This is a genomic window from Microbacterium hydrocarbonoxydans (assembly GCF_023715885.1).
Classification (GTDB): Bacteria; Actinomycetota; Actinomycetes; order Actinomycetales; family Microbacteriaceae; genus Microbacterium; species Microbacterium hydrocarbonoxydans_C.
Genome location: NZ_JAMBOY010000004.1, coordinates 11,628 through 28,436 on the forward strand (window position 1 = coordinate 11,628; position 16,809 = coordinate 28,436).

General features: G+C 68.0%; 17 protein-coding genes and 1 pseudogene. 8 read left to right on the top strand and 10 right to left on the bottom strand.

Features of this window, described 5'->3' with window-relative positions; genetic code table 11:
* The first annotated feature begins 5 nt into the window (after positions 1–5).
* Complete coding sequence (lnt, locus tag M3195_RS11515; protein WP_251587628.1) at positions 6–1,538, top strand: apolipoprotein N-acyltransferase; 1,533 nt, start codon at positions 6–8, stop codon at positions 1,536–1,538.
* Here the strand turns inward: lnt and M3195_RS11520 are convergent.
* The 4 genes from M3195_RS11520 to M3195_RS11535 all read right to left on the bottom strand — a co-directional run bounded on the left by M3195_RS11520 (position 1,535) and on the right by M3195_RS11535 (position 4,220).
* On the bottom strand, positions 1,535–1,918 hold the full coding sequence (locus M3195_RS11520; protein ID WP_251587630.1) for an RNA polymerase-binding protein RbpA: 384 nt from the start codon (positions 1,916–1,918) through the stop codon (positions 1,535–1,537). The two genes, lnt and M3195_RS11520, sit on opposite strands and share 4 nt — an antisense overlap.
* A gap of 123 nt (positions 1,919–2,041) precedes the next feature.
* On the bottom strand, positions 2,042–2,815 hold the full coding sequence (locus M3195_RS11525) for a glycerophosphodiester phosphodiesterase family protein (RefSeq protein WP_251587632.1): 774 nt from the start codon (positions 2,813–2,815) through the stop codon (positions 2,042–2,044).
* Entirely contained in the window at positions 2,812–3,738 is a 927-nt protein-coding gene (locus tag M3195_RS11530; protein ID WP_251587636.1) for an SPFH domain-containing protein, read from the bottom strand. The genes M3195_RS11525 and M3195_RS11530 overlap by 4 nt, the downstream gene beginning before the upstream one ends.
* A gap of 8 nt (positions 3,739–3,746) precedes the next feature.
* Complete coding sequence (locus M3195_RS11535; RefSeq protein WP_251587637.1) at positions 3,747–4,220, bottom strand: NfeD family protein; 474 nt, start codon at positions 4,218–4,220, stop codon at positions 3,747–3,749.
* A 121-nt stretch (positions 4,221–4,341) separates the two neighbouring features.
* On the opposite strand from M3195_RS11535, the gene M3195_RS11540 reads away from it, so the two are divergent.
* On the top strand, positions 4,342–5,106 hold the full coding sequence (locus M3195_RS11540; protein ID WP_251587638.1) for an SDR family oxidoreductase: 765 nt from the start codon (positions 4,342–4,344) through the stop codon (positions 5,104–5,106).
* Positions 5,107–5,183: 77 nt separating this feature from the next.
* Here M3195_RS11540 and M3195_RS11545 read toward each other — a convergent pair whose 3' ends face one another.
* On the bottom strand, positions 5,184–5,783 hold the full coding sequence (locus tag M3195_RS11545; protein WP_251587639.1) for an HdeD family acid-resistance protein: 600 nt from the start codon (positions 5,781–5,783) through the stop codon (positions 5,184–5,186).
* 180 nt (positions 5,784–5,963) lie between these two features.
* Here M3195_RS11545 and M3195_RS11550 point away from each other — a divergent pair, with 180 nt between their 5' ends.
* Genes M3195_RS11550 through M3195_RS11565 form a run of 4 tightly spaced genes read left to right on the top strand, consistent with a single transcriptional unit; the run spans position 5,964 to position 9,827 of the window.
* The gene (locus tag M3195_RS11550) at positions 5,964–6,362 is read left to right on the top strand and encodes a helix-turn-helix transcriptional regulator (RefSeq protein WP_251588248.1); all 399 of its coding nucleotides are present in this window, start codon (positions 5,964–5,966) and stop codon (positions 6,360–6,362) included.
* A gap of 4 nt (positions 6,363–6,366) precedes the next feature.
* On the top strand, positions 6,367–6,777 hold the full coding sequence (locus tag M3195_RS11555; protein WP_096716065.1) for a VOC family protein: 411 nt from the start codon (positions 6,367–6,369) through the stop codon (positions 6,775–6,777).
* A gap of 25 nt (positions 6,778–6,802) precedes the next feature.
* The gene (locus M3195_RS11560; RefSeq protein ID WP_251587640.1) at positions 6,803–9,151 is read left to right on the top strand and encodes an ATP-binding cassette domain-containing protein; all 2,349 of its coding nucleotides are present in this window, start codon (positions 6,803–6,805) and stop codon (positions 9,149–9,151) included.
* A gap of 19 nt (positions 9,152–9,170) precedes the next feature.
* Positions 9,171–9,827, top strand: coding sequence for a dihydrofolate reductase family protein (locus M3195_RS11565; protein ID WP_251587642.1), 657 nt, complete (start codon positions 9,171–9,173; stop codon positions 9,825–9,827).
* Here M3195_RS11565 and M3195_RS11570 read toward each other — a convergent pair.
* Complete coding sequence (locus tag M3195_RS11570; protein ID WP_251587644.1) at positions 9,808–10,689, bottom strand: class I SAM-dependent methyltransferase; 882 nt, start codon at positions 10,687–10,689, stop codon at positions 9,808–9,810. The genes M3195_RS11565 and M3195_RS11570 overlap by 20 nt on opposite strands.
* 97 nt (positions 10,690–10,786) lie before the next feature.
* Between M3195_RS11570 and M3195_RS11575 the strand changes: the two genes are divergently transcribed.
* Together M3195_RS11575 and M3195_RS11580 are read left to right on the top strand one after the other, a co-directional pair.
* On the top strand, positions 10,787–11,629 hold the full coding sequence (locus tag M3195_RS11575; RefSeq protein WP_251587646.1) for a hypothetical protein: 843 nt from the start codon (positions 10,787–10,789) through the stop codon (positions 11,627–11,629).
* A 43-nt stretch (positions 11,630–11,672) separates the two neighbouring features.
* Entirely contained in the window at positions 11,673–12,998 is a 1,326-nt protein-coding gene (locus M3195_RS11580) for an MFS transporter (RefSeq protein ID WP_251587648.1), read from the top strand.
* Between the two features lie 14 nt (positions 12,999–13,012).
* Here M3195_RS11580 and M3195_RS11585 read toward each other — a convergent pair whose 3' ends face one another.
* The 4 genes and pseudogenes from M3195_RS11585 to M3195_RS11600 form a co-directional block, all read right to left on the bottom strand.
* Entirely contained in the window at positions 13,013–13,825 is an 813-nt protein-coding gene (locus tag M3195_RS11585) for an arginase family protein (protein ID WP_251587650.1), read from the bottom strand.
* Between the two features lie 69 nt (positions 13,826–13,894).
* Positions 13,895–14,633, bottom strand: a pseudogene (locus M3195_RS11590) (formylglycine-generating enzyme family protein).
* Between the two features lie 11 nt (positions 14,634–14,644).
* The gene (locus tag M3195_RS11595) at positions 14,645–15,394 is read right to left on the bottom strand and encodes an SGNH/GDSL hydrolase family protein (protein ID WP_251588249.1); all 750 of its coding nucleotides are present in this window, start codon (positions 15,392–15,394) and stop codon (positions 14,645–14,647) included.
* A gap of 44 nt (positions 15,395–15,438) precedes the next feature.
* Positions 15,439–16,791 carry an MFS transporter gene (locus M3195_RS11600; protein WP_251587652.1) on the bottom strand — a complete coding sequence of 451 codons (1,353 nt, stop codon included), beginning with the start codon at positions 16,789–16,791 and terminating at the stop codon, positions 15,439–15,441.
* Between the last annotated feature and the right edge of the window lie 18 nt (positions 16,792–16,809).

The window sequence follows — 16,809 nt, forward strand, 5'->3', positions numbered from 1 at the left end:
GACCGATGTCGGACTCCCCGGCGGCATCCTCGGCGCCGCGCCCGCTCCTGCCCATCTGGGCGGCCGTCCTCTGCGCGGTCGCGGCAGCGTTTCTCATGGACCTGTCGTACCCGGAGGCCGCCGTCTGGATCCTCGCGTTCCCCGCGGTCGCTCTGTTGCTGCTCGCTCTGATAGGTCGCCGGGTGGGCGGCGCGCTGCTGGTCGGCGCGGTGTACGGCATCGTCTTCTTCGCGCTGCTCGTGTCGTGGACGTCTCGATACCTCGGACCGGTTCCCTGGGCGGCGCTGAGCGTCGTCGAGGGCGGCCTGACCGCGCTCGCACTCATTCCGATCGCCCTCGCATACCGGTGGCTGCCTCGAGCTTTCCGGAAGCCCCCTGCGCGCCTGCTGCTGCTCCCGGCGGTCGTCGCCGCACTCTGGGTCGGGCGGGAGCTCTTCGTCGGCTCCTGGCCGTACGGAGGGTTCCCGTGGGCCCGCCTGGGGATGACGCAGGCGCAGAGCCCGCTCGCCCCGGTGACCTCGTGGCTGGGCGTCAGCGGTCTGAGCTTCCTCATGGTGTTCCTCGTGGCCGTCGTCATCGAGATGGTACGAGCTCGCCGTGCGGTGAGCCGCCCGCTGCTGGTCGTGCCGGCGGCTCTCGTCGTCGTCCTCGCCTTCACGCCCCTGTTCCCGACGACGGGCACCGGATCGATGCGCATCGCCGCGGTGCAGGGCAACGGTCCGAGCGGTTACTTCGATGAGCGAGAGCCGTACTCGCTGGTCGACGCGCAGGCGACGGCGACGGCACCGCTGTTCGGTGAGGACGTCGACCTCCTCGTCTGGCCGGAGGGGTCGCTGGACTACGATCCGTTCCAGACCGACGCCCTCGCCCGCCGGATGACGTTCGTCAGTTCACGCATCGGGGCGCCGCTGCTCGCGAACGCCGCGACGGAGCGCGACGGTCGGTATTACAACACCTCGATGCTGTGGACCGAGGACGGGGGAGCGGAGCAGACCCACGACAAGCGGCATCCCGTGCCCTTCGGCGAGTATGTGCCCGATCGCGCGTTCTTCAATGCTCTCGCTCCCGACCTCATCGGATTGATCCAGCGCGAGTACACCCCGGGCACGAACAGCTCCGTGATCGACGTCGACGGGGTGCAGGTCGGGCTCGCCATCTGCTTCGACGTCATCTACGACGACGTCGTCGACCAGGGGGTGCGCGACGGCGCAGAGGTGCTCGTCTTCCAGACCAACAACGCCGACTTCCGCGGGACAGACGAGAACCTGCAGCAGCTGGCCTTCGCGCGGATGCGCGCCATCGAGACCGGCCGCAGCGTAGTGAACATCTCCACGGTCGGCACGAGTCAGATCATCCGTGCCGACGGCACCACCGTCTCGAGCCTGGACGCAGATGAGGCCGGAGCGATGCTCGAGAACGTCGAGCTTCGATCCGGCCTCACGGCGGGTGTCGTCCTGGGCCCGTGGATCCAGCAGCTTCTGCTGTGGGGCGGGTTGGGCGCGCTGATCCTCGGGTGGTGGCGCGCCCGGAGGCGCTAGGCGCCGATCTTCTCGCGGGTGGGGTCTTCGCCCGCTCCGCGACGGGCGCGGATGAAGGCGAGGCGCTCTTCGAGGAGTTCCTCGAGCTCAGCGCGGGTACGGCGCTCCATCAGCATGTCCCAGTGGGTGCGGGCGGCCTTCTCATCGGCCGTGTCGAGCGTGACGGCCTGGCCGCCGACGTTCAGGCGGGCCTCGGCTCCGCAGGAACGGCACTCCCAGGTCTGCGGAGCTTCTGCATCAGCCGCGAACATGAGGGTCGTGACATGTCCGCACGTGTCACAGGTGTAGGTGGTCTCGCGGCGCTCCATGAACACGACGCCCTCTTCGCTCTGTAGGCTCTGGGCGCCGAGTCGGATGCCGCGCAGGCTGCGATCTGCCATTGTGTGGTCCTCTCGTCTCTGCCAGGTATAACGTTCCGACCTGTGCGCTTCATCCACGCGAACGCTTTCCCTGAGCGATTCACAGCGGAATCCCAGCGCGCTCGCGCGGCCGCGCGGCGGTGCTCAGCGGCGCAGCGCGGTGAGGGCGAGATCCGCGCGATCGGAGACGACGCCGTCGACGCCGAGTCCGACGAGCCGGACCATGTCCGCGGGCTCGTTCACGGTCCACACGTGCACTTCGACGCCGTGTCGATGAGCGGTTCTGAGCAGAGCGGGGGTGAGCACCCGGAGCGCACCGTGACGTTCCGGGATCTGCAGGGCGTCGATGTCGCGGAGCACCCGGCCAGCGGGGAGCCGCAGCGTCGAGGACGCGCGGAGGGCGGCGATGGTGCGGCTTCCCCCAGAGGTCGCCGGCCGGAGTCCGGCTCCTGCACGCAGCACGGACGCGATCGTCGCCCGGCGGTTGCGGTCGTCGAAACTCGTCACCAGCACGCGATGCGTGTGCTCCACCAGGATCTCCCCGAGGGGTTCGGCGGCCTCCGGGGTCTTGACGTCGATGTTGAACCGGGTCGAGGGGAAGACCGCGAGTGCTTCTGCGACCGAGAGCAGCCCGCCGTGGTCGGCGAACATGTTCGTGAGTTCCCTCGTGCGCACCTCGCGCACCAGGCGGGCATCTCCGAGGAGTCGGCGCAGCGACGAGTCGTGGAAGAGCACCACGTCACCGTCAGCGGTGACCTGGCAGTCCGTCTCGATGTACTCGGCCCCGGCGGCATGGGCGGCGGCGAAGGCCGCCGCCGTGTTCTCCCAGACGCCCGAGGCCCCGCCCTCCGCGGTGACGAGACCGCGATGGGCGAGGACTCGTGGGTACGCGGCCTTCTCGAAGTAGGGGTGCGTCACGCGCCCGGCGTGCCGAGCGGCGGCTGACCGGGCTTCGGCGTGAAGGCGGTGCCGATGCCCTTCAGAGCCTCGGTGAGCTCGCTCGGGATGATCCAGAGCTTGCTCGACTCGCTCTCGCTGATCTTCGGCAGCATCTGCAGATACTGGTACGCCAGCAGCTTGTCGTCCGGCTGTCCCTGGTGGATGGCGCTGAAGACGTTCTGGATGGCCTCGGCCTCACCCTGCGCGCGCAACACCGCGGCCTGCTTGTCGCCTTCCGCGCGGAGGATCTCGGCTTGGCGACGACCTTCCGCCTCGAGGATCTGCGACTGCTTGGAGCCCTCGGCGGTGAGGATCGCGGCGCGCCGGTCCCGCTCGGCGCGCATCTGCTTCTCCATCGAGTCCTGGATGGAGACGGGCGGGTCGATCGCCTTGAGTTCCACGCGTCCGACACGAATGCCCCATTTGCCGGTCGCCTCATCGAGCACGACTCGCAGCTGGCCGTTGATGTTGTCACGGCTGGTCAGTGCCTCTTCGAGGTTGAGTCCACCGACGACGTTTCGCAGAGTCGTGGTGGTCAGCTGCTCGACCGCACCGAGGTAATTGGCGATCTCGTACGTCGCAGCGCGGGCGTCCGTGACCTGGAAGTAGACGACCGTGTCGATGGAGACGACGAGGTTGTCTTCGGTGATGACCGGCTGCGGTGGGAATGACACGACCTGCTCGCGCATGTCGATCAGGGGTCGCAGACGATCGATGAAGGGGACCAGGATGTTGAGGCCGGGCGTGAGCGTCTTGTGGTAGCGCCCCAGTCGTTCGACGACACCGGCCGTCGCCTGGGGGATGATCCGGATGGACCGGGCCAGCGTGACCACCACGAAGATGATCACCGCGATGATGAAGATCCAGAGGATGGCGGTCGGGATGAACGAGGTGTCGTCCACGGTCTCTCCTACTCGTTGACGGGGCGAACGGTCGCGGTGGCGCCGTTGATGGCGAGGACGGCGACCGGCGAGCCCTGGGGGATAGGCATCGAGGTCGCCGTGCGGGCGGTCCAGGTGTCGCCGTTGCTGAGCTTCGCCTGCCCGGATATCTGGGTGATGTCCTGCAGCGCGATGCCGCGAAGGCCGACGAGTGCCTCGACGTTCGACTTGGTCGGGTCTTCGCCGCGATGGAGTCGCCGAAGGAGCGGCGGGCGAAGGAGCAGGATGAAGGCGGCGGCGGCGACGGCAGCGATGATGATCTGCGCCCAGGCGGGGAGCCCGATGAGGTCGCCGACCAGTCCGATCGCGCTGCCGAAGCTCAGCATCAGGAACGTGAAATCGAGGGTCAGCATCTCGATCACGAGGAAGAGGGCGATGAGAACGAGCCACCCGATCCAGGCCCAGTTCTCGACGATGTCGATGAAGACGGAGAAGTCGTTCATGCAGCCTCCCTTTGCGGTCAACCTATCACGCGGCCGTCCGGCAGTCCCGCCCTGGACGGGGCCCCTTGATAGTCTGAGCGAGCCGTGCGATCACGGCGTTCCACGCACTTGAGGAGTCACCGTGACCGACGTTCTTCCCGCAGGTTCTCTCGACGGCAAGGTCGCGCTTGTCACCGGTTCGTCCCGGGGTATCGGAGCCGACACCGTGCGGTACCTCGCCGAGGCCGGAGCCGACGTCGTCATCAACTACCGCAATAAGGCTCCGCGCGCCGAGAAGCTCGCCACGCAGCTGCGGGAGCTCGGGCGTCGCGTCCTGACCGTGGGCGCCGACCTGACCGACCCCGCGTCGGTGGGGGAGATGTTCGAAGCCGTCAAGGCGGAGTTCGGCCACCTCGACGTGCTCGTGCTGAACGCGTCTGGCGGCATGGAGTCGGGCATGGCGGAGGATTACGCCCTCACTCTCAACAGGGACGCGCAGCTCAACGTGCTGGACGCCGCGACCCCGCTGCTCGACGACGGCGCCCGGGTCGTGTTCGTCACGAGCCACCAGGCGCACTTCATCCGCACGACGCCCACCATGCCCGAGTACGAGCCGGTCGCGCTCTCGAAGCGCGCGGGAGAGGATGCTCTGCGCGAGCGCATCCCTGAGCTCGCCGAGAAGGGCATCGGCTTCACAGTGGTGTCCGGCGACATGATCGAGGGCACCATCACCGCGACGCTCCTGGAGCGTGCGAACCCCGGTGCGATCGCCGAGCGGCGCGAGTCGGCCGGCAAGCTGTACAACGTGTCGGAGTTCGCCGCCGAGGTCGCACGCGCAGCCGTCGACCCCGTGCCAGCCGACAACACCCGCCTGGTGGGCGACGTGAGCGGCTTCGCCGCCGAGTGACGCTCCTGATGCGAGAGAGGGCCCCGTCCGTGCGGACGGGGCCCTCTCTCACATGCGAGGCGGCCGGGGTGCGGCCGTCAGCTCACCGTCTCCGACCGGACGGCGCCGGCAGCATTCTTCGCATCCTTGCCGATCGTGACCGCGCGGACGATCTGCACGATGCCCAGGGCGACGAGCGAGACGCCGAAGACGAGCCAGAGCACGGCTGCCGCGTACAGCGGCGAGAACAGCACGACGATGCCGGCGATGATGCTCAGCAGAGCGTAGAGGAGTGTCCACACCCGCGATCCGTCCTGGCCGAGCAATGACAGTGAGACGACGCCGTCGACGATCCAGCTGATGCCGATGAAGATGACGACGACGAGGGCCAGGGTCGCCGCGGCGAGGCCGAGGTTGGCGAAGGCGATGACGCCCGCGGCGATGTACAGCAGACCGAGGACGATGTGGCCGACACGCGCCCACCCGCCCTTGCGGTGCGAGAAGATTCCGAGGCCGATGTAGACGAGGCCGGCGATGATCAGGTACGAGGCGAAGATGCCCGTCACGATCACGGCCGACTTCACCGGCCACACGAGCAGAACGATGCCGGCGATGAGCGCGAGGGCGCCCGACACAGCGAGGGTGATGCGGATGGACTTGAACAGCGATTTCGCGTCGTTCGCGAGTGTTTCAGACATGGTTGGGGACCCTTTCTGAGAAAACCCTGTGAGGGTTGGTCACAGAATATCGCTGCCTGCTCGCAAATGGGGGAGGAGTCGTGGTCGGCGACGCGGGAGTTCACACGGAGGCACACGGCGTCATGGCACTATCAAGGGGTGACTCTCGACGAAGACGCCAGACTCCGCGAACTCGTCGTCATGCGCAGGGTACGCGACCGCATCGACAGGGAGTACGCGAAGCCCCTCGACGTCGAGGCGCTTGCACGCGGAGTGCACATGTCTGCCGGTCACCTCAGCCGACGATTCCGTGATGCCTATGGCGAGTCGCCGTACTCATACCTCATGACCCGGAGAATCGAACGCGCCATGGCGCTGCTGCGCCGCGGCGATCTCACCGTGACCGAGGTGTGCTTCGAGGTCGGCTGCTCGTCGCTCGGCACCTTCAGCACTCGCTTCACCGAGCTGGTGGGTGTCTCACCCCGGGTGTACCGTGAACGCGCCGCCAACGTCGACGGCATCCCGACCTTCCAGGCCAAGCAGGTCATCCGACCGATCAGGAATCAAGAAGCACCCCGCACCGACGCGAACCTAGCCTGAACGCATGAACATCAGCATCCACTACGCATTCCTTCCGCACACGGATGCCGAGGCGGCCCTCGGCTTCTACCGCGACGCCCTCGGATTCGAGGTGCGAGGCGACGTCGGCTACGACGGGCTCCGCTGGCTCACGGTCGGACCCGAAGGCCAGCCGGGGACGTCGATCGTGCTGCACCCGCCTGCCACCGACCCCGGACTCACGGACGATGAACGCCGCACCATCAACGAACTGATCGCCAAAGGAAGCTACGGCGCGCTCACTCTCGCGAGCGATGATCTCGACGGCTTGTTCGAGCGACTCGTCGAGAAGGGCGCCGATGTCGTTCAGGAGCCGATGGACCAGCCGTACGGCGTCCGCGACTGCGCCTTCCGCGATCCCGCAGGCAACCTGCTCCGTATCAACCAGGCAGGCTGAGCCTGCCCGACCGTTCGAGGAACCCATGACCCACGCCGCCGACGCCCACGACCTCATCCGCGTGCAGGGCGCACGCGAGAACAACCTGAAGGAAGTCAGCGTCGACATCCCGAAACGACGCCTGACCGTGTTCACCGGCGTCTCCGGCTCGGGGAAGAGCTCGCTGGTCTTCGACACCATCGCCGCCGAGTCGCGGCGCATGATCGACGAGACGTACAGCGCCTTCGTGCAGGGGTTCATGCCGTCGGTGCCCCGGCCCGACGTGGACGTGCTCGAGGGGCTGACCACGGCGATCATCGTCGACCAAGAGCGACTGGGCGCGAATCCGCGGTCGACCGTGGGCACCGTGACGGATGCCAACGCGATGCTGCGCATCCTGTTCAGCAAGCTGGGGCAGCCGTACATCGGCGGACCGACCGCGTTCTCGTTCAACATCCCGACGCAAAGGGCCAGCGGGGTGATGACCGGTCCGGGCGGGGAGAAGAAGATCGTCAAGGAGGCGATCTACCTCGGCGGCATGTGTCCGCGATGCGAGGGCAGGGGAGCGGTCTCCGACCTCGATCTCTCGCAGATCGTCGATGAGTCGAAGTCGCTCGACGAGGGGGCCATCATGGTCCCCGGGTACACGGCCGACGGATGGATGGTGAAGGGCTTCTCACAGTCGGGCTTCTATCCGGGCGACAAGCCGATCGCGGAGTTCACGGAGAAGCAGAGGCACCTGTTCCTGTACGGGGAGGTGACGAAGGTCAAGATCTCCGGGATCAACATGACCTACGAGGGTCTGATCCCGAAGATCACGAAGTCGATGCTGTCGAAGGACCTGGACGCCCTGCAACCGCACGTCCGGGCCTTCGTCGAACGGGTCGCGACGTTCGCCACGTGCCCGGAGTGCGACGGCACCCGTCTCACAGAGGGGGCGCGGTCGTCGAAGATCGACGGCATCAGCATCGCCGATGCCTGTCGCATGCAGGTGACCGACCTCGCGGAGTGGGTGCGCGGACTCGATCTCCCCGGTGCCGGACCGCTGCTTGAGGCGCTGCAGGCCAATCTCGACGCGTTCGTCACGCTCGGACTCGGCTATCTGAGCCTGGAGCGCCCGTCCGGCACGCTGTCGGGCGGAGAAGCGCAGCGGATCAAGATGCTGCGGCACCTCGGGTCCTCGCTCACCGACGTCACGTACGTATTCGACGAGCCGACCATCGGGCTCCACCCCCACGACATCCAACGGATGAACAGCCTGCTGCTGAGGCTGCGGGACAAGGGCAACACCGTGCTCGTGGTGGAGCACAAGCCCGAGACGATCGCGATCGGCGACCACGTGGTGGACCTCGGTCCCGGCGCGGGAAGCGCCGGAGGAGAGATCTGCTTCGAGGGCACCGTCGAGGGGCTGCGGTCCAGCGGCACGCGCACGGGATCGCACCTCGATGACCGCGCGCAGCTGAAGGGGACCGTCCGAGAGAGGTCGGGGGTCATCGAGATCCGCGGTGCGACGGAGAACAACCTGCAGGATGTCGACGTCGACATCCCCACCGGAGTGCTCACCGTCATCACCGGGGTCGCCGGATCGGGCAAGAGCTCGCTCATCCACGGCTCGGTGTCGAAGCGCGACGGCGTCGTCTCGATCGATCAGTCGGCGATCAAGGGTTCTCGGCGCAGCAACCCCGCCACCTATACCGGCCTGCTGGAGCCGATCCGCAAGGCCTTCGCCAAGGCGAACGGCGTGAAGCCCGCGCTTTTCAGCGCGAACTCAGAGGGGGCGTGCCCCACCTGCAAGGGGGCCGGCGTGATCATCACCGAGCTCGGGTTCATGGACACCATCGAGACTCCGTGCGAGGACTGCGGCGGCAAGCGCTTCCAGGCCGCCGTGCTGGAGTACAAGCTCGGGGGCAAGGACATCACCGAGGTGCTCGACCTGCCCGTCTCGGAGGCCAGGGCGTTCTTCTCCGACGGGGAGGCGAAGCTGCCGGCCGCTGCGGCGGTCCTCGGGCGGCTGGAGGACGTGGGACTCGGCTATCTCGCCCTCGGACAGCCTCTGTCGACCCTGTCGGGTGGCGAGCGTCAGCGCATCAAGCTGGCGATCCAGATGGGGGAGAAGGGCGACGTCTACGTTCTCGACGAGCCCACGACCGGGCTGCACCTGGCGGACGTGCAGAACATTCTCGGGCTGCTCGACCGGCTCGTCGAATCAGGCAAGACCGTCATCGTCATCGAGCACCACCAGGCCGTCATGGCTCACGCCGACTGGATCGTCGACATCGGCCCAGGGGCCGGGCACGACGGCGGGCGCGTGGTGTTCGAAGGAACCCCCGCCGACCTGGTCGCGTCACGGTCGACCCTCACGGGCGAGCATCTGGCCGAGTACGTCGGCGCCTGAATCCGGAGAAGGAGAACCGATGTCCCTGGTGCGGGTGCACAACTTCACCATCTCGCTCGACGGCTACGGAGCAGGGGAGGGGCAGACCCTCGAGGCGCCCTTCGGGCATGCGGGCTCCCGACTCATGCAGTGGGCCTTCGGGACGCGCACGTTCCGACGCATGGGGCTTCCGGGAGATGGACCAGGATCCGAGGGAGTCGACGATTCGTTCGCACGACGCTGGAGCGAGGGGATCGGCGTCGAGATCATGGGACGCAATAAGTTCGGTCCGCAGCGGGGATCGTGGACTGACGACGACTGGAAAGGCTGGTGGGGTGACGAGCCGCCGTTCCATACGCCGGTGATCGTCCTCACGCACCACCCGCGGGACCCGATTCCGATGGAAGGTGGAACGACCTTCCACTTTCTGGATGCCGAACCGTCCGAGGCACTCCGCCGAGCTCGGGAGCTCGCGGGAGACGCAGACGTGAGGATCGGTGGCGGCGTCGACACGGTGCGACAGTTCCTCGCCGCCGACCTCATCGACCGTATGCATCTGGTCGTCGCGCCGATCGTTCTCGGACGAGGTGAGCGTCTGTGGGATGGGCTGGAGGGGCTCGAGGAGCGCTTCGATATCGAGGCCACCCCGTCACCTCTCGGTGTCGTACACCTGAACTTCACCCGGCGAGGGCGCTGAGAGGCGGTACCTCAGTCGCGATCTTTCGGGCGACGATCGTGAACGTGCTCGGAACCAGGGCGCGCTCGGATTCGGGCCAGGCGTATCCGCCGGGGACCTCGACCATGCGCGGGCTGAATCGCCAGGGGAGTGTGCGGCCCTCGTCGAAATGCACGAGACGGAGTCCTGCGCCGAGCAGTGCGCCGAGGATCTCGGACAGCGGGTGCGGCCACTCGTAGGTGCGAGCGTGGGCGACGGTACCCTCGCCAGCATAGGTCGACGCGTCATCCCATTGCTGCGCATGGCCATCGCCGAAGTACGGGTATCGGATGGTCAGTCCCGGTGCGCTCTCATCCAGTGCATAGAGAGACGGGTGCCCGTCGCGGATGAAGAATGTGCCACCTTCCCTCAGCAACCCGGAGATCTGTTCGGCCCATCGATCGAGGTCGTCGAGCCAGCAGATCGTGCCAATGCTGGTATAGACCACGTCGAAGTCGCCGCTCACGGCGGCGCGGGCGTCGAGCACGTCGGTGTGCACCCAGGTGGCGGTGATGCCTGACCGTCGCGCGAGTTCCGCGCCGGCGGTCAGAGCGGGTTCCGAGAAGTCCACACCGGTGACTCGCGCGCCGGCTCGCGCCAGCGAGATCGTGTCCGTGCCGATGTGACATTGCAAGTGGCAGAGATCGAGCCCAGACAGACCGCCGGTCGGCAGGAATCGTTCCAGCACGGGGAGATCTGCGCGGACGACGTCGCTGAGATGCGATGGGTCATCGAACGCTTCGAGCCCGTAGGCGATCTGATGCAGAGGCACTCGGTCGTCCCAGTTCTGCTGGTTGGCGGTGCGGGCGTCAGCCCACGTCACGTCTACGGAATCACCGTTCACAGCCCGAGCCTATCGATCCGCGTGCGCGAACAAAGAGTAACCGATAATGCACATTATGTCAGATCAGCGAGAACCGACACATGACTAGGCTCGATCCATGCTTCGCCCCCGCTCCCTCGAACTCCACGTCGACCGGGACAGCGTCGCCATGGGCGACGACGTCGTCTCGCACGCCGGCGTGGTCTCCGTCCCGCGAGGAACGGTGCTCAGCGCGGCCATTGAACGATCCTCACCCGAGATCGAGTCTCCCGGATGGTCCTGGGTCGCTGTCGTCGACGGTGTGACCTCAGCTGTGTGGTCCATCGATCACGGTGTGCAACTGGTCGTCGCTGACCGGAAGCTCACGCGCGGACCGGTCGACGTCTTCTTCCGCTACTTCGCACAGATCGACCCGGCGTGGCTGTTCGACCGCCTCGCGCGCGGCGAGCGACCCGACCGGAGGGCGCTGGACGAAGAGTATGCGCCGATCGCGCGCGAGAAGTACCGGGCAGAGCTGCGTCGCCGGGAACGCGAGCTCGACGGACGGCTGCTGAGCACCGCCTGCGTCGAAGCACTTCGCCGGCTCGGGGCCGACATCACGCTGCACGCCGATGTCGCCTGCGAGTTCACCCACGGCGATGACGACTGGGTCGTGCGTCGCGCCGACACCATGTTCCAGGTCTTCCGCGGGGGCGGTGGGCCGATCGCCTCGCTCCGACCCCACGCATTCGGCGAGGCGTGGCTCGTCGGGATGGTCGGCGCGGCCGTTCGCGCCGCGAAAGGGTGGGAAGCCCTCCCCGACGCCCACGTCTCCCCCGACCTCGAACTCAGCCGGTCCGGTGAGCGGTGGATCTCGAGCGGAGCGACGGTCGTGCAGGTGCACTCCGAGCTCGCCGCTTGTGTCGCACAGCTCGCCCACGGGCGTTCCGTCTCTCAGATGCTCGAGGTGTTCGAGGTCTAAGGTGGCGATCGGAGCCGTCCCCGACCAGGAGTAGCGTGGAGGGGTGACGTCGGCTGCCCTCTCCCCCGCTTCGAGCCCGGGGTGGAAGGCCTGGCTGATCTGGTCGGTGGGTGTCGCCGCCTACGTCCTCGCGATCACGAACCGCACGTCTCTCGGCGCAGTCGGCGTCGACGCGGCCGATCGATTCATGGCAGATGCCTCCACGCTTGCGCTCTTCGCCGTGGTGCAGCTCGCGGTCTACGGCGGAATGCAGATCCCCATCGGCATCCTGCTCGATCGCTACGGCTCCCGGCCGATCATGACGGCGGGCATGCTGCTCATGGCTCTGGGGCAGCTGACGATGGCCCTCTCCCCCAGCATCGGCATCGCGATCTTCGCCCGTATCCTGCTCGGCGCAGGCGACGCTGCCGTGTTTCCGGCCGTCCTGCGCCTCGTGGCCACCTGGTTCCCTGCGCAGCGCGGCCCGATCATGGTGCAGTTCACGGGGATCATCGGGCAAGCCGGTCAGCTCATCGCCCTCGTACCGCTTGCCGCACTGCTGCACGCGACGACGTGGACCGTGACGTTCGGAAGCATCGCGGGCCTGGGGGCTCTCTTCACGGTGCTCGTGGCGGTCGTCATCCGCAATCACCCGCCGGAGCGGGATGCCGATGTCTCCGTCAACACCGACACCGGCGTGGTGCGGGTGGTCACATCCGCGATCGACACCGGCGTCGGCATCCGCGCCGCATGGGCGCACCCCGGCACGCGTCTCGCCTTCTGGTCGCACTTCACGACGCCCTTCGCGGGCACGGCGTTCATCCTGCTCTGGGGCATGCCGTTCCTCACCGCGGCGCAGGGACTCGACACGTCCCACGCCGCCGGCATCATCTCGGTCTACGTCGTCGCCGGAATGGCGCTGGGGCCGGTCATCGGAGAGCTGTCGCGTCGGTTGCCGAACCAGCGCTCCTATGCGCTCGTCCTCCCCGCCGTGGCCCTGCAGATCATCGCGTGGACGACCGTGATCGCGCTTCCCGGGCCGGCCCCGGTCTGGCTGCTCTACGTGCTGGCGGTGGCGCTGGCCACGGGCGGTCCCGCCAGCATGATCGCGTTCGACCACGCGCGCACTCACAACCCCACGCACCGCCTGAGCACCGCGACCGGTGTGACGAACGCGGGCGGCTTCATCGCCGCACTGATCGCGATCTTCCTGATCGGTCTCGCGCTCGATCTGCAGGGCGCGGGTACGCCCGAGACGTACTCGCTGGAGGCGTTCCGCGTCGCGTTCCTGATGCCGATCCCGCTCTGGCTCGTCGGCATGACGTTCATCCTCATCGAGCGCAAGCGCACCCGCATCCGGATGGGTCTGGATCCCGAACGTCGCCGCTGAGGGCCGCGCCCGTCTCAGCGGAGCAGGTGCTGAAACGTCTCGATGATGAGTTCGAGGCTGACTCGCTCCGGCACCTCGGCGTCGCCTGCTTCGAACTCCGCCAGTTCGACGCCCTTCACGGCGTCGAACGGCAGAGCGGCGAAGATCGCCGCGATCTGGTGCGGCAGCAGGCCGTCGCCGACACGGTAGGCAGCGGGAATGTACCCCGGTTCGAGCACGTCCCAGTCGACGTGGATCCATACCGGACGGCCGTCTACGAGTTCGAGCACGCGCGCCGGGGTGCTGTCCGCCGGAGCGAGCACCGTCGCTCCCGAATCCGCGAGGAGCTCGGCCTCGGCCGGATCGATGTCCCGTCCCCCGACGATCACGACGCGCGACGGATCGATCCCCGCGCCGTGCCCGCCGTCCCAGAGACCACTCGCGGCGGCGAGCACCATCCCGCCCAGGTACCCGGACTCGGTGGTGTCCGGGGTGTTGAAGTCACCGTGTGCATCGATCCAGAGCACGACCGCATCGGGATACCGCTCGGCGACGGTGGGCAGAGTGCCGAGGCTCGCGGCGCACGTGTTCGTGGCGAGCAGGGGCACCCGACCCCCATCGATGGCAGCGCTCACGGCATCCCGGAGTCCGTGCAGCGTCTCTTCGGCCTCGGGTAGCGCGCTCGTCCAGTCGTCGGTCCTCGACGCGCTCGGAGAGCCGATCGTCTGCGGCGCCGTGCCGAGGAACTCGGCGAGCCGCTCTCCCACGAGACGAGCGCCCACGAGCGCGCCATCCGTGCGATCGGCGACGCGGCCCTGGGAGACTATGAGCGAGAAGCGGGAGGTCATCCTCTCAGCTTCGCACCCATCCCGTATACCGGGCAAAACGGCGCCTCGGCCGTCCCTTGTCGGCCCGAGTCAGCGCTGAGAACGGCGCAGCGGTGTCCAGCCGAAAGGGATCGGACCGTCCGAGAACGACCGCTCTCGATCGTCTTGCGCCGACCAGCCCTGGGCAGCTCCCGGGCGGTCGAACTCGCCTCGCGCGACTCGGAACCCGATGTCGTCCTGGGCTGTGCGGGGAGACCCGCCGCGGCGCACGGAGGCCCGGACGCTCCAGGCCTCATCGGCGAACCCGCCCCCGCGGAAGACCCGGTAGTCGCCGTACCGCTCAGGATCGAGCAGGTCCCAGCACCACTCCCACGTGTTCCCGAGCGTGTCGAACAACCCGAAGAGGTTCGGGAGCTTGCCGCCGACGTCGCGTGGTGCGCGGATGCCGTCGGCACTCGTCCACGCGGCATCCGAGAGTGACGCGTAGTGCGGTCCGACCGATCCCGCGGCAGGCGTATTCCCACTCCGCCTCGGTGGGCAGCCGGTACCCGCCCGCAGTGACGTCCCACTCGACGTCCTCACCGTCGAAGTGGTACACCGGATCGAGCCCCTCCCACTCGGATGCCGCGTTGCAGAAGTGCACGGCCCGAAACCAGCTCACGTCGACGGCCGGGCGCCGAGGATGCCGCGACGGCACAGGAAGGATCTCCGCCAGCTGCTCCTCGGTCACAGCGAACACGCCGATCTCGAAGCTCTCCAGTTCCACGGTGCGCTCTGCCTTGCGTCGCGCGTCGTGCAGCGTCACCCGCCCCTGCGACAGGCTCCGCATCTCGATATCGGTCACGCGCCCGGCACCCGCTCGACCCAGGTCGGGTACTTCGCCGCGCGCCCGTCCCCCGACGAGGTACGCGTCAGGCGTCGACGCACCCACGGGCCGACGAACTCCCGGTAGTAAGCCAGTCCGGACGGACCCGCCATCGCGGCGGCGGTCGGAGACCACCAGGCCGCTGGCGGCTCGAATCCCAGCGCATGGAGCACCCGTGCCGCCACGCGGTGGTGACCGGCCGCGTTCATGTGCAGACGATCCTCCGACCAGTACGGCGATCGGGCGAGCTCCCGGTCGGGCCAGTTGAGCGCCCGCACGACGTCGGGGCGGTCCTCGACACGCCGCAGCACCGCCTCGGAGAGCAGGTCTCCGCGGCGCTGGACGACGGTGCCCATGGGCAGCTGGCCGCTGGGATTCGCGCCCGACAGCAGGATCAGAGTCACCCCCTCCTCGTCGCACCGACGGAGCACGCGACTGAACGCGTCCGCGATGTGCTCGAGGTCGGATCGCGGACGCAGCATGTCGTTGCCGCCGCCGTTGAACGAGAGGTGCGTCGGACGCAGCGCCAACGCGGGCTCCAGCTGCTGCTCGACGATCGGCCAGGCCAGCTTCCCGCGGATCGCGAGATTCGCATACCGGATCGGGTGTCCTGCTGCATCCGCCCATCCCTGCGCGACGAGATCGGCCCACCCTCGTTCTCGTCCGTCGGGCAGGACGTCGCCTACCCCCTCGGTGAAGGAGTCGCCGATGGCCACGTACCGCACATCTGTCACCTCGCCAGCATATTGGCGGAACGACGCCGTGCGGCTCAGCGATCGTCGAGCGCGACTCCCCCGCGGTCGGTCAGACCCCAGGCGGCAGCGGCCGCGATGACGAAGCACGCCCCGAACACGACGAACAGGGTCGGCACTCCTCCGGCGACGAGCAGCACGGGGACAGCAAGCGGTGCGGCGATCGACGCGAGACGACCCACACCTGCCGCCCAGCCCGCGCCGGTTCCCCGCAGCGATGTGGGATAGATCTCGGGCGTCACCGCGTACAGCGCACCCCAGGCGCCGAGGTTGAAGAACGACAGCGCCATCCCCGATGCGATGATCGCGACCTCGGTGGTCGACGTACCGAAGAAGACGGCGGAGGCGGCGGAGCCGATCAGGAAGACCGACAGCGTGATGCGGCGCCCCCAGACTTCGATCAGCCACGCCGCGACCGCGTAGCCAGGGAGCTGCGCGAGCGTGATGATGAGGGTGAAGCCGAACGACCGTACGAGATCGAACCCGGCGTCGACGAGGATGCTCGGGATCCAGATGAAGGCGCCGTAGTACGCGAAGTTCACGCAGAGCCAGACCAGCCAGAGACACGCGGTGCGGACTCGGAACTCCCCACTCCACAGAGCGGACAGCCGTGCCCGCACGGTCACGGCGATCTGCTGCGTCGCCGGCTCCTTGCGGATCGCCGGGGTCCGTTCGATCTCCGCGTCGACCTCGAACGCCGAGACGATGCGGTCGGCCTCGGCGATGCGACCCTTCGAAGCGAGCCAGCGCGGTGACTCGGGCAGTCCCCACCGCACGATCAGCGCGTAGAGCGCGGGGATCGCGCCGAGCGCGAATGCCCACCGCCAGCCGTTCTCGGACGCCGGAATCACGAAGTATCCGATCACCGCCGCCGCGGTCCACCCGAGCGCCCAGAACGCCTCGAGGAAGACGATGAGGCGCCCGCGGATGCGTGCGGGCGCGAACTCGCTCACGTATGTCGACGCGACCGGCAGCTCGGCGCCGAGACCCAGACCGACCAGGAACCGCAGCACGAGAAGCGCCGCCAGACCGCCGACGAGAGCGCTGGCCCCCGTTGCGACGCCGTAGACGAGCAGAGTCAGCGCGAAGACCTGGCGGCGACCGAGTCGATCCGCGAGCAGGCCGCCGAGGGTGGCGCCGAGCGCCATGCCGATGAAGCCGACAGACGCGACCCACCCGGCGTCGGTCTTCGTCAGGCCCCACTGCTGGGTGAGGGCCGCGAGGACGAACGAGATGAGCCCGACGTCCATGGCATCGAGCGCCCAGCCGACGCCGGAACCGGTCAGCAGCCGCAGGTGTCGCCGCGTGAACGGCAGGTCATCGAGACGGCCGGCGAGCGACTCACGGCTCGGCAGGACGGGTTGTGCCATGACCCCATCGTAGGGGCG

Bases quoted from the DNA above. Each gene is read 5' to 3' on its own strand.
- lnt (WP_251587628.1), top strand. From the start codon at position 6: ATGTCGGACTCCCCGGCGGCATCCTCGGCGCCGCGCCCGCTCCTGCCC.
- M3195_RS11545 (WP_251587639.1), bottom strand. From the start codon at position 5,783: ATGTCTGAAACACTCGCGAACGACGCGAAATCGCTGTTCAAGTCCATC.
- M3195_RS11550 (WP_251588248.1), top strand. From the start codon at position 5,964: ATGCGCAGGGTACGCGACCGCATCGACAGGGAGTACGCGAAGCCCCTC.
- M3195_RS11560 (WP_251587640.1), top strand. From the start codon at position 6,803: ATGACCCACGCCGCCGACGCCCACGACCTCATCCGCGTGCAGGGCGCA.
- M3195_RS11600 (WP_251587652.1), bottom strand. From the start codon at position 16,791: ATGGCACAACCCGTCCTGCCGAGCCGTGAGTCGCTCGCCGGCCGTCTC.
- M3195_RS11555 (WP_096716065.1), top strand. From the start codon at position 6,367: ATGAACATCAGCATCCACTACGCATTCCTTCCGCACACGGATGCCGAG.
- M3195_RS11585 (WP_251587650.1), bottom strand. From the start codon at position 13,825: ATGACCTCCCGCTTCTCGCTCATAGTCTCCCAGGGCCGCGTCGCCGAT.
- M3195_RS11535 (WP_251587637.1), bottom strand. From the start codon at position 4,220: ATGAACGACTTCTCCGTCTTCATCGACATCGTCGAGAACTGGGCCTGG.
- M3195_RS11565 (WP_251587642.1), top strand. From the start codon at position 9,171: ATGTCCCTGGTGCGGGTGCACAACTTCACCATCTCGCTCGACGGCTAC.
- M3195_RS11575 (WP_251587646.1), top strand. From the start codon at position 10,787: ATGCTTCGCCCCCGCTCCCTCGAACTCCACGTCGACCGGGACAGCGTC.
- M3195_RS11520 (WP_251587630.1), bottom strand. From the start codon at position 1,918: ATGGCAGATCGCAGCCTGCGCGGCATCCGACTCGGCGCCCAGAGCCTA.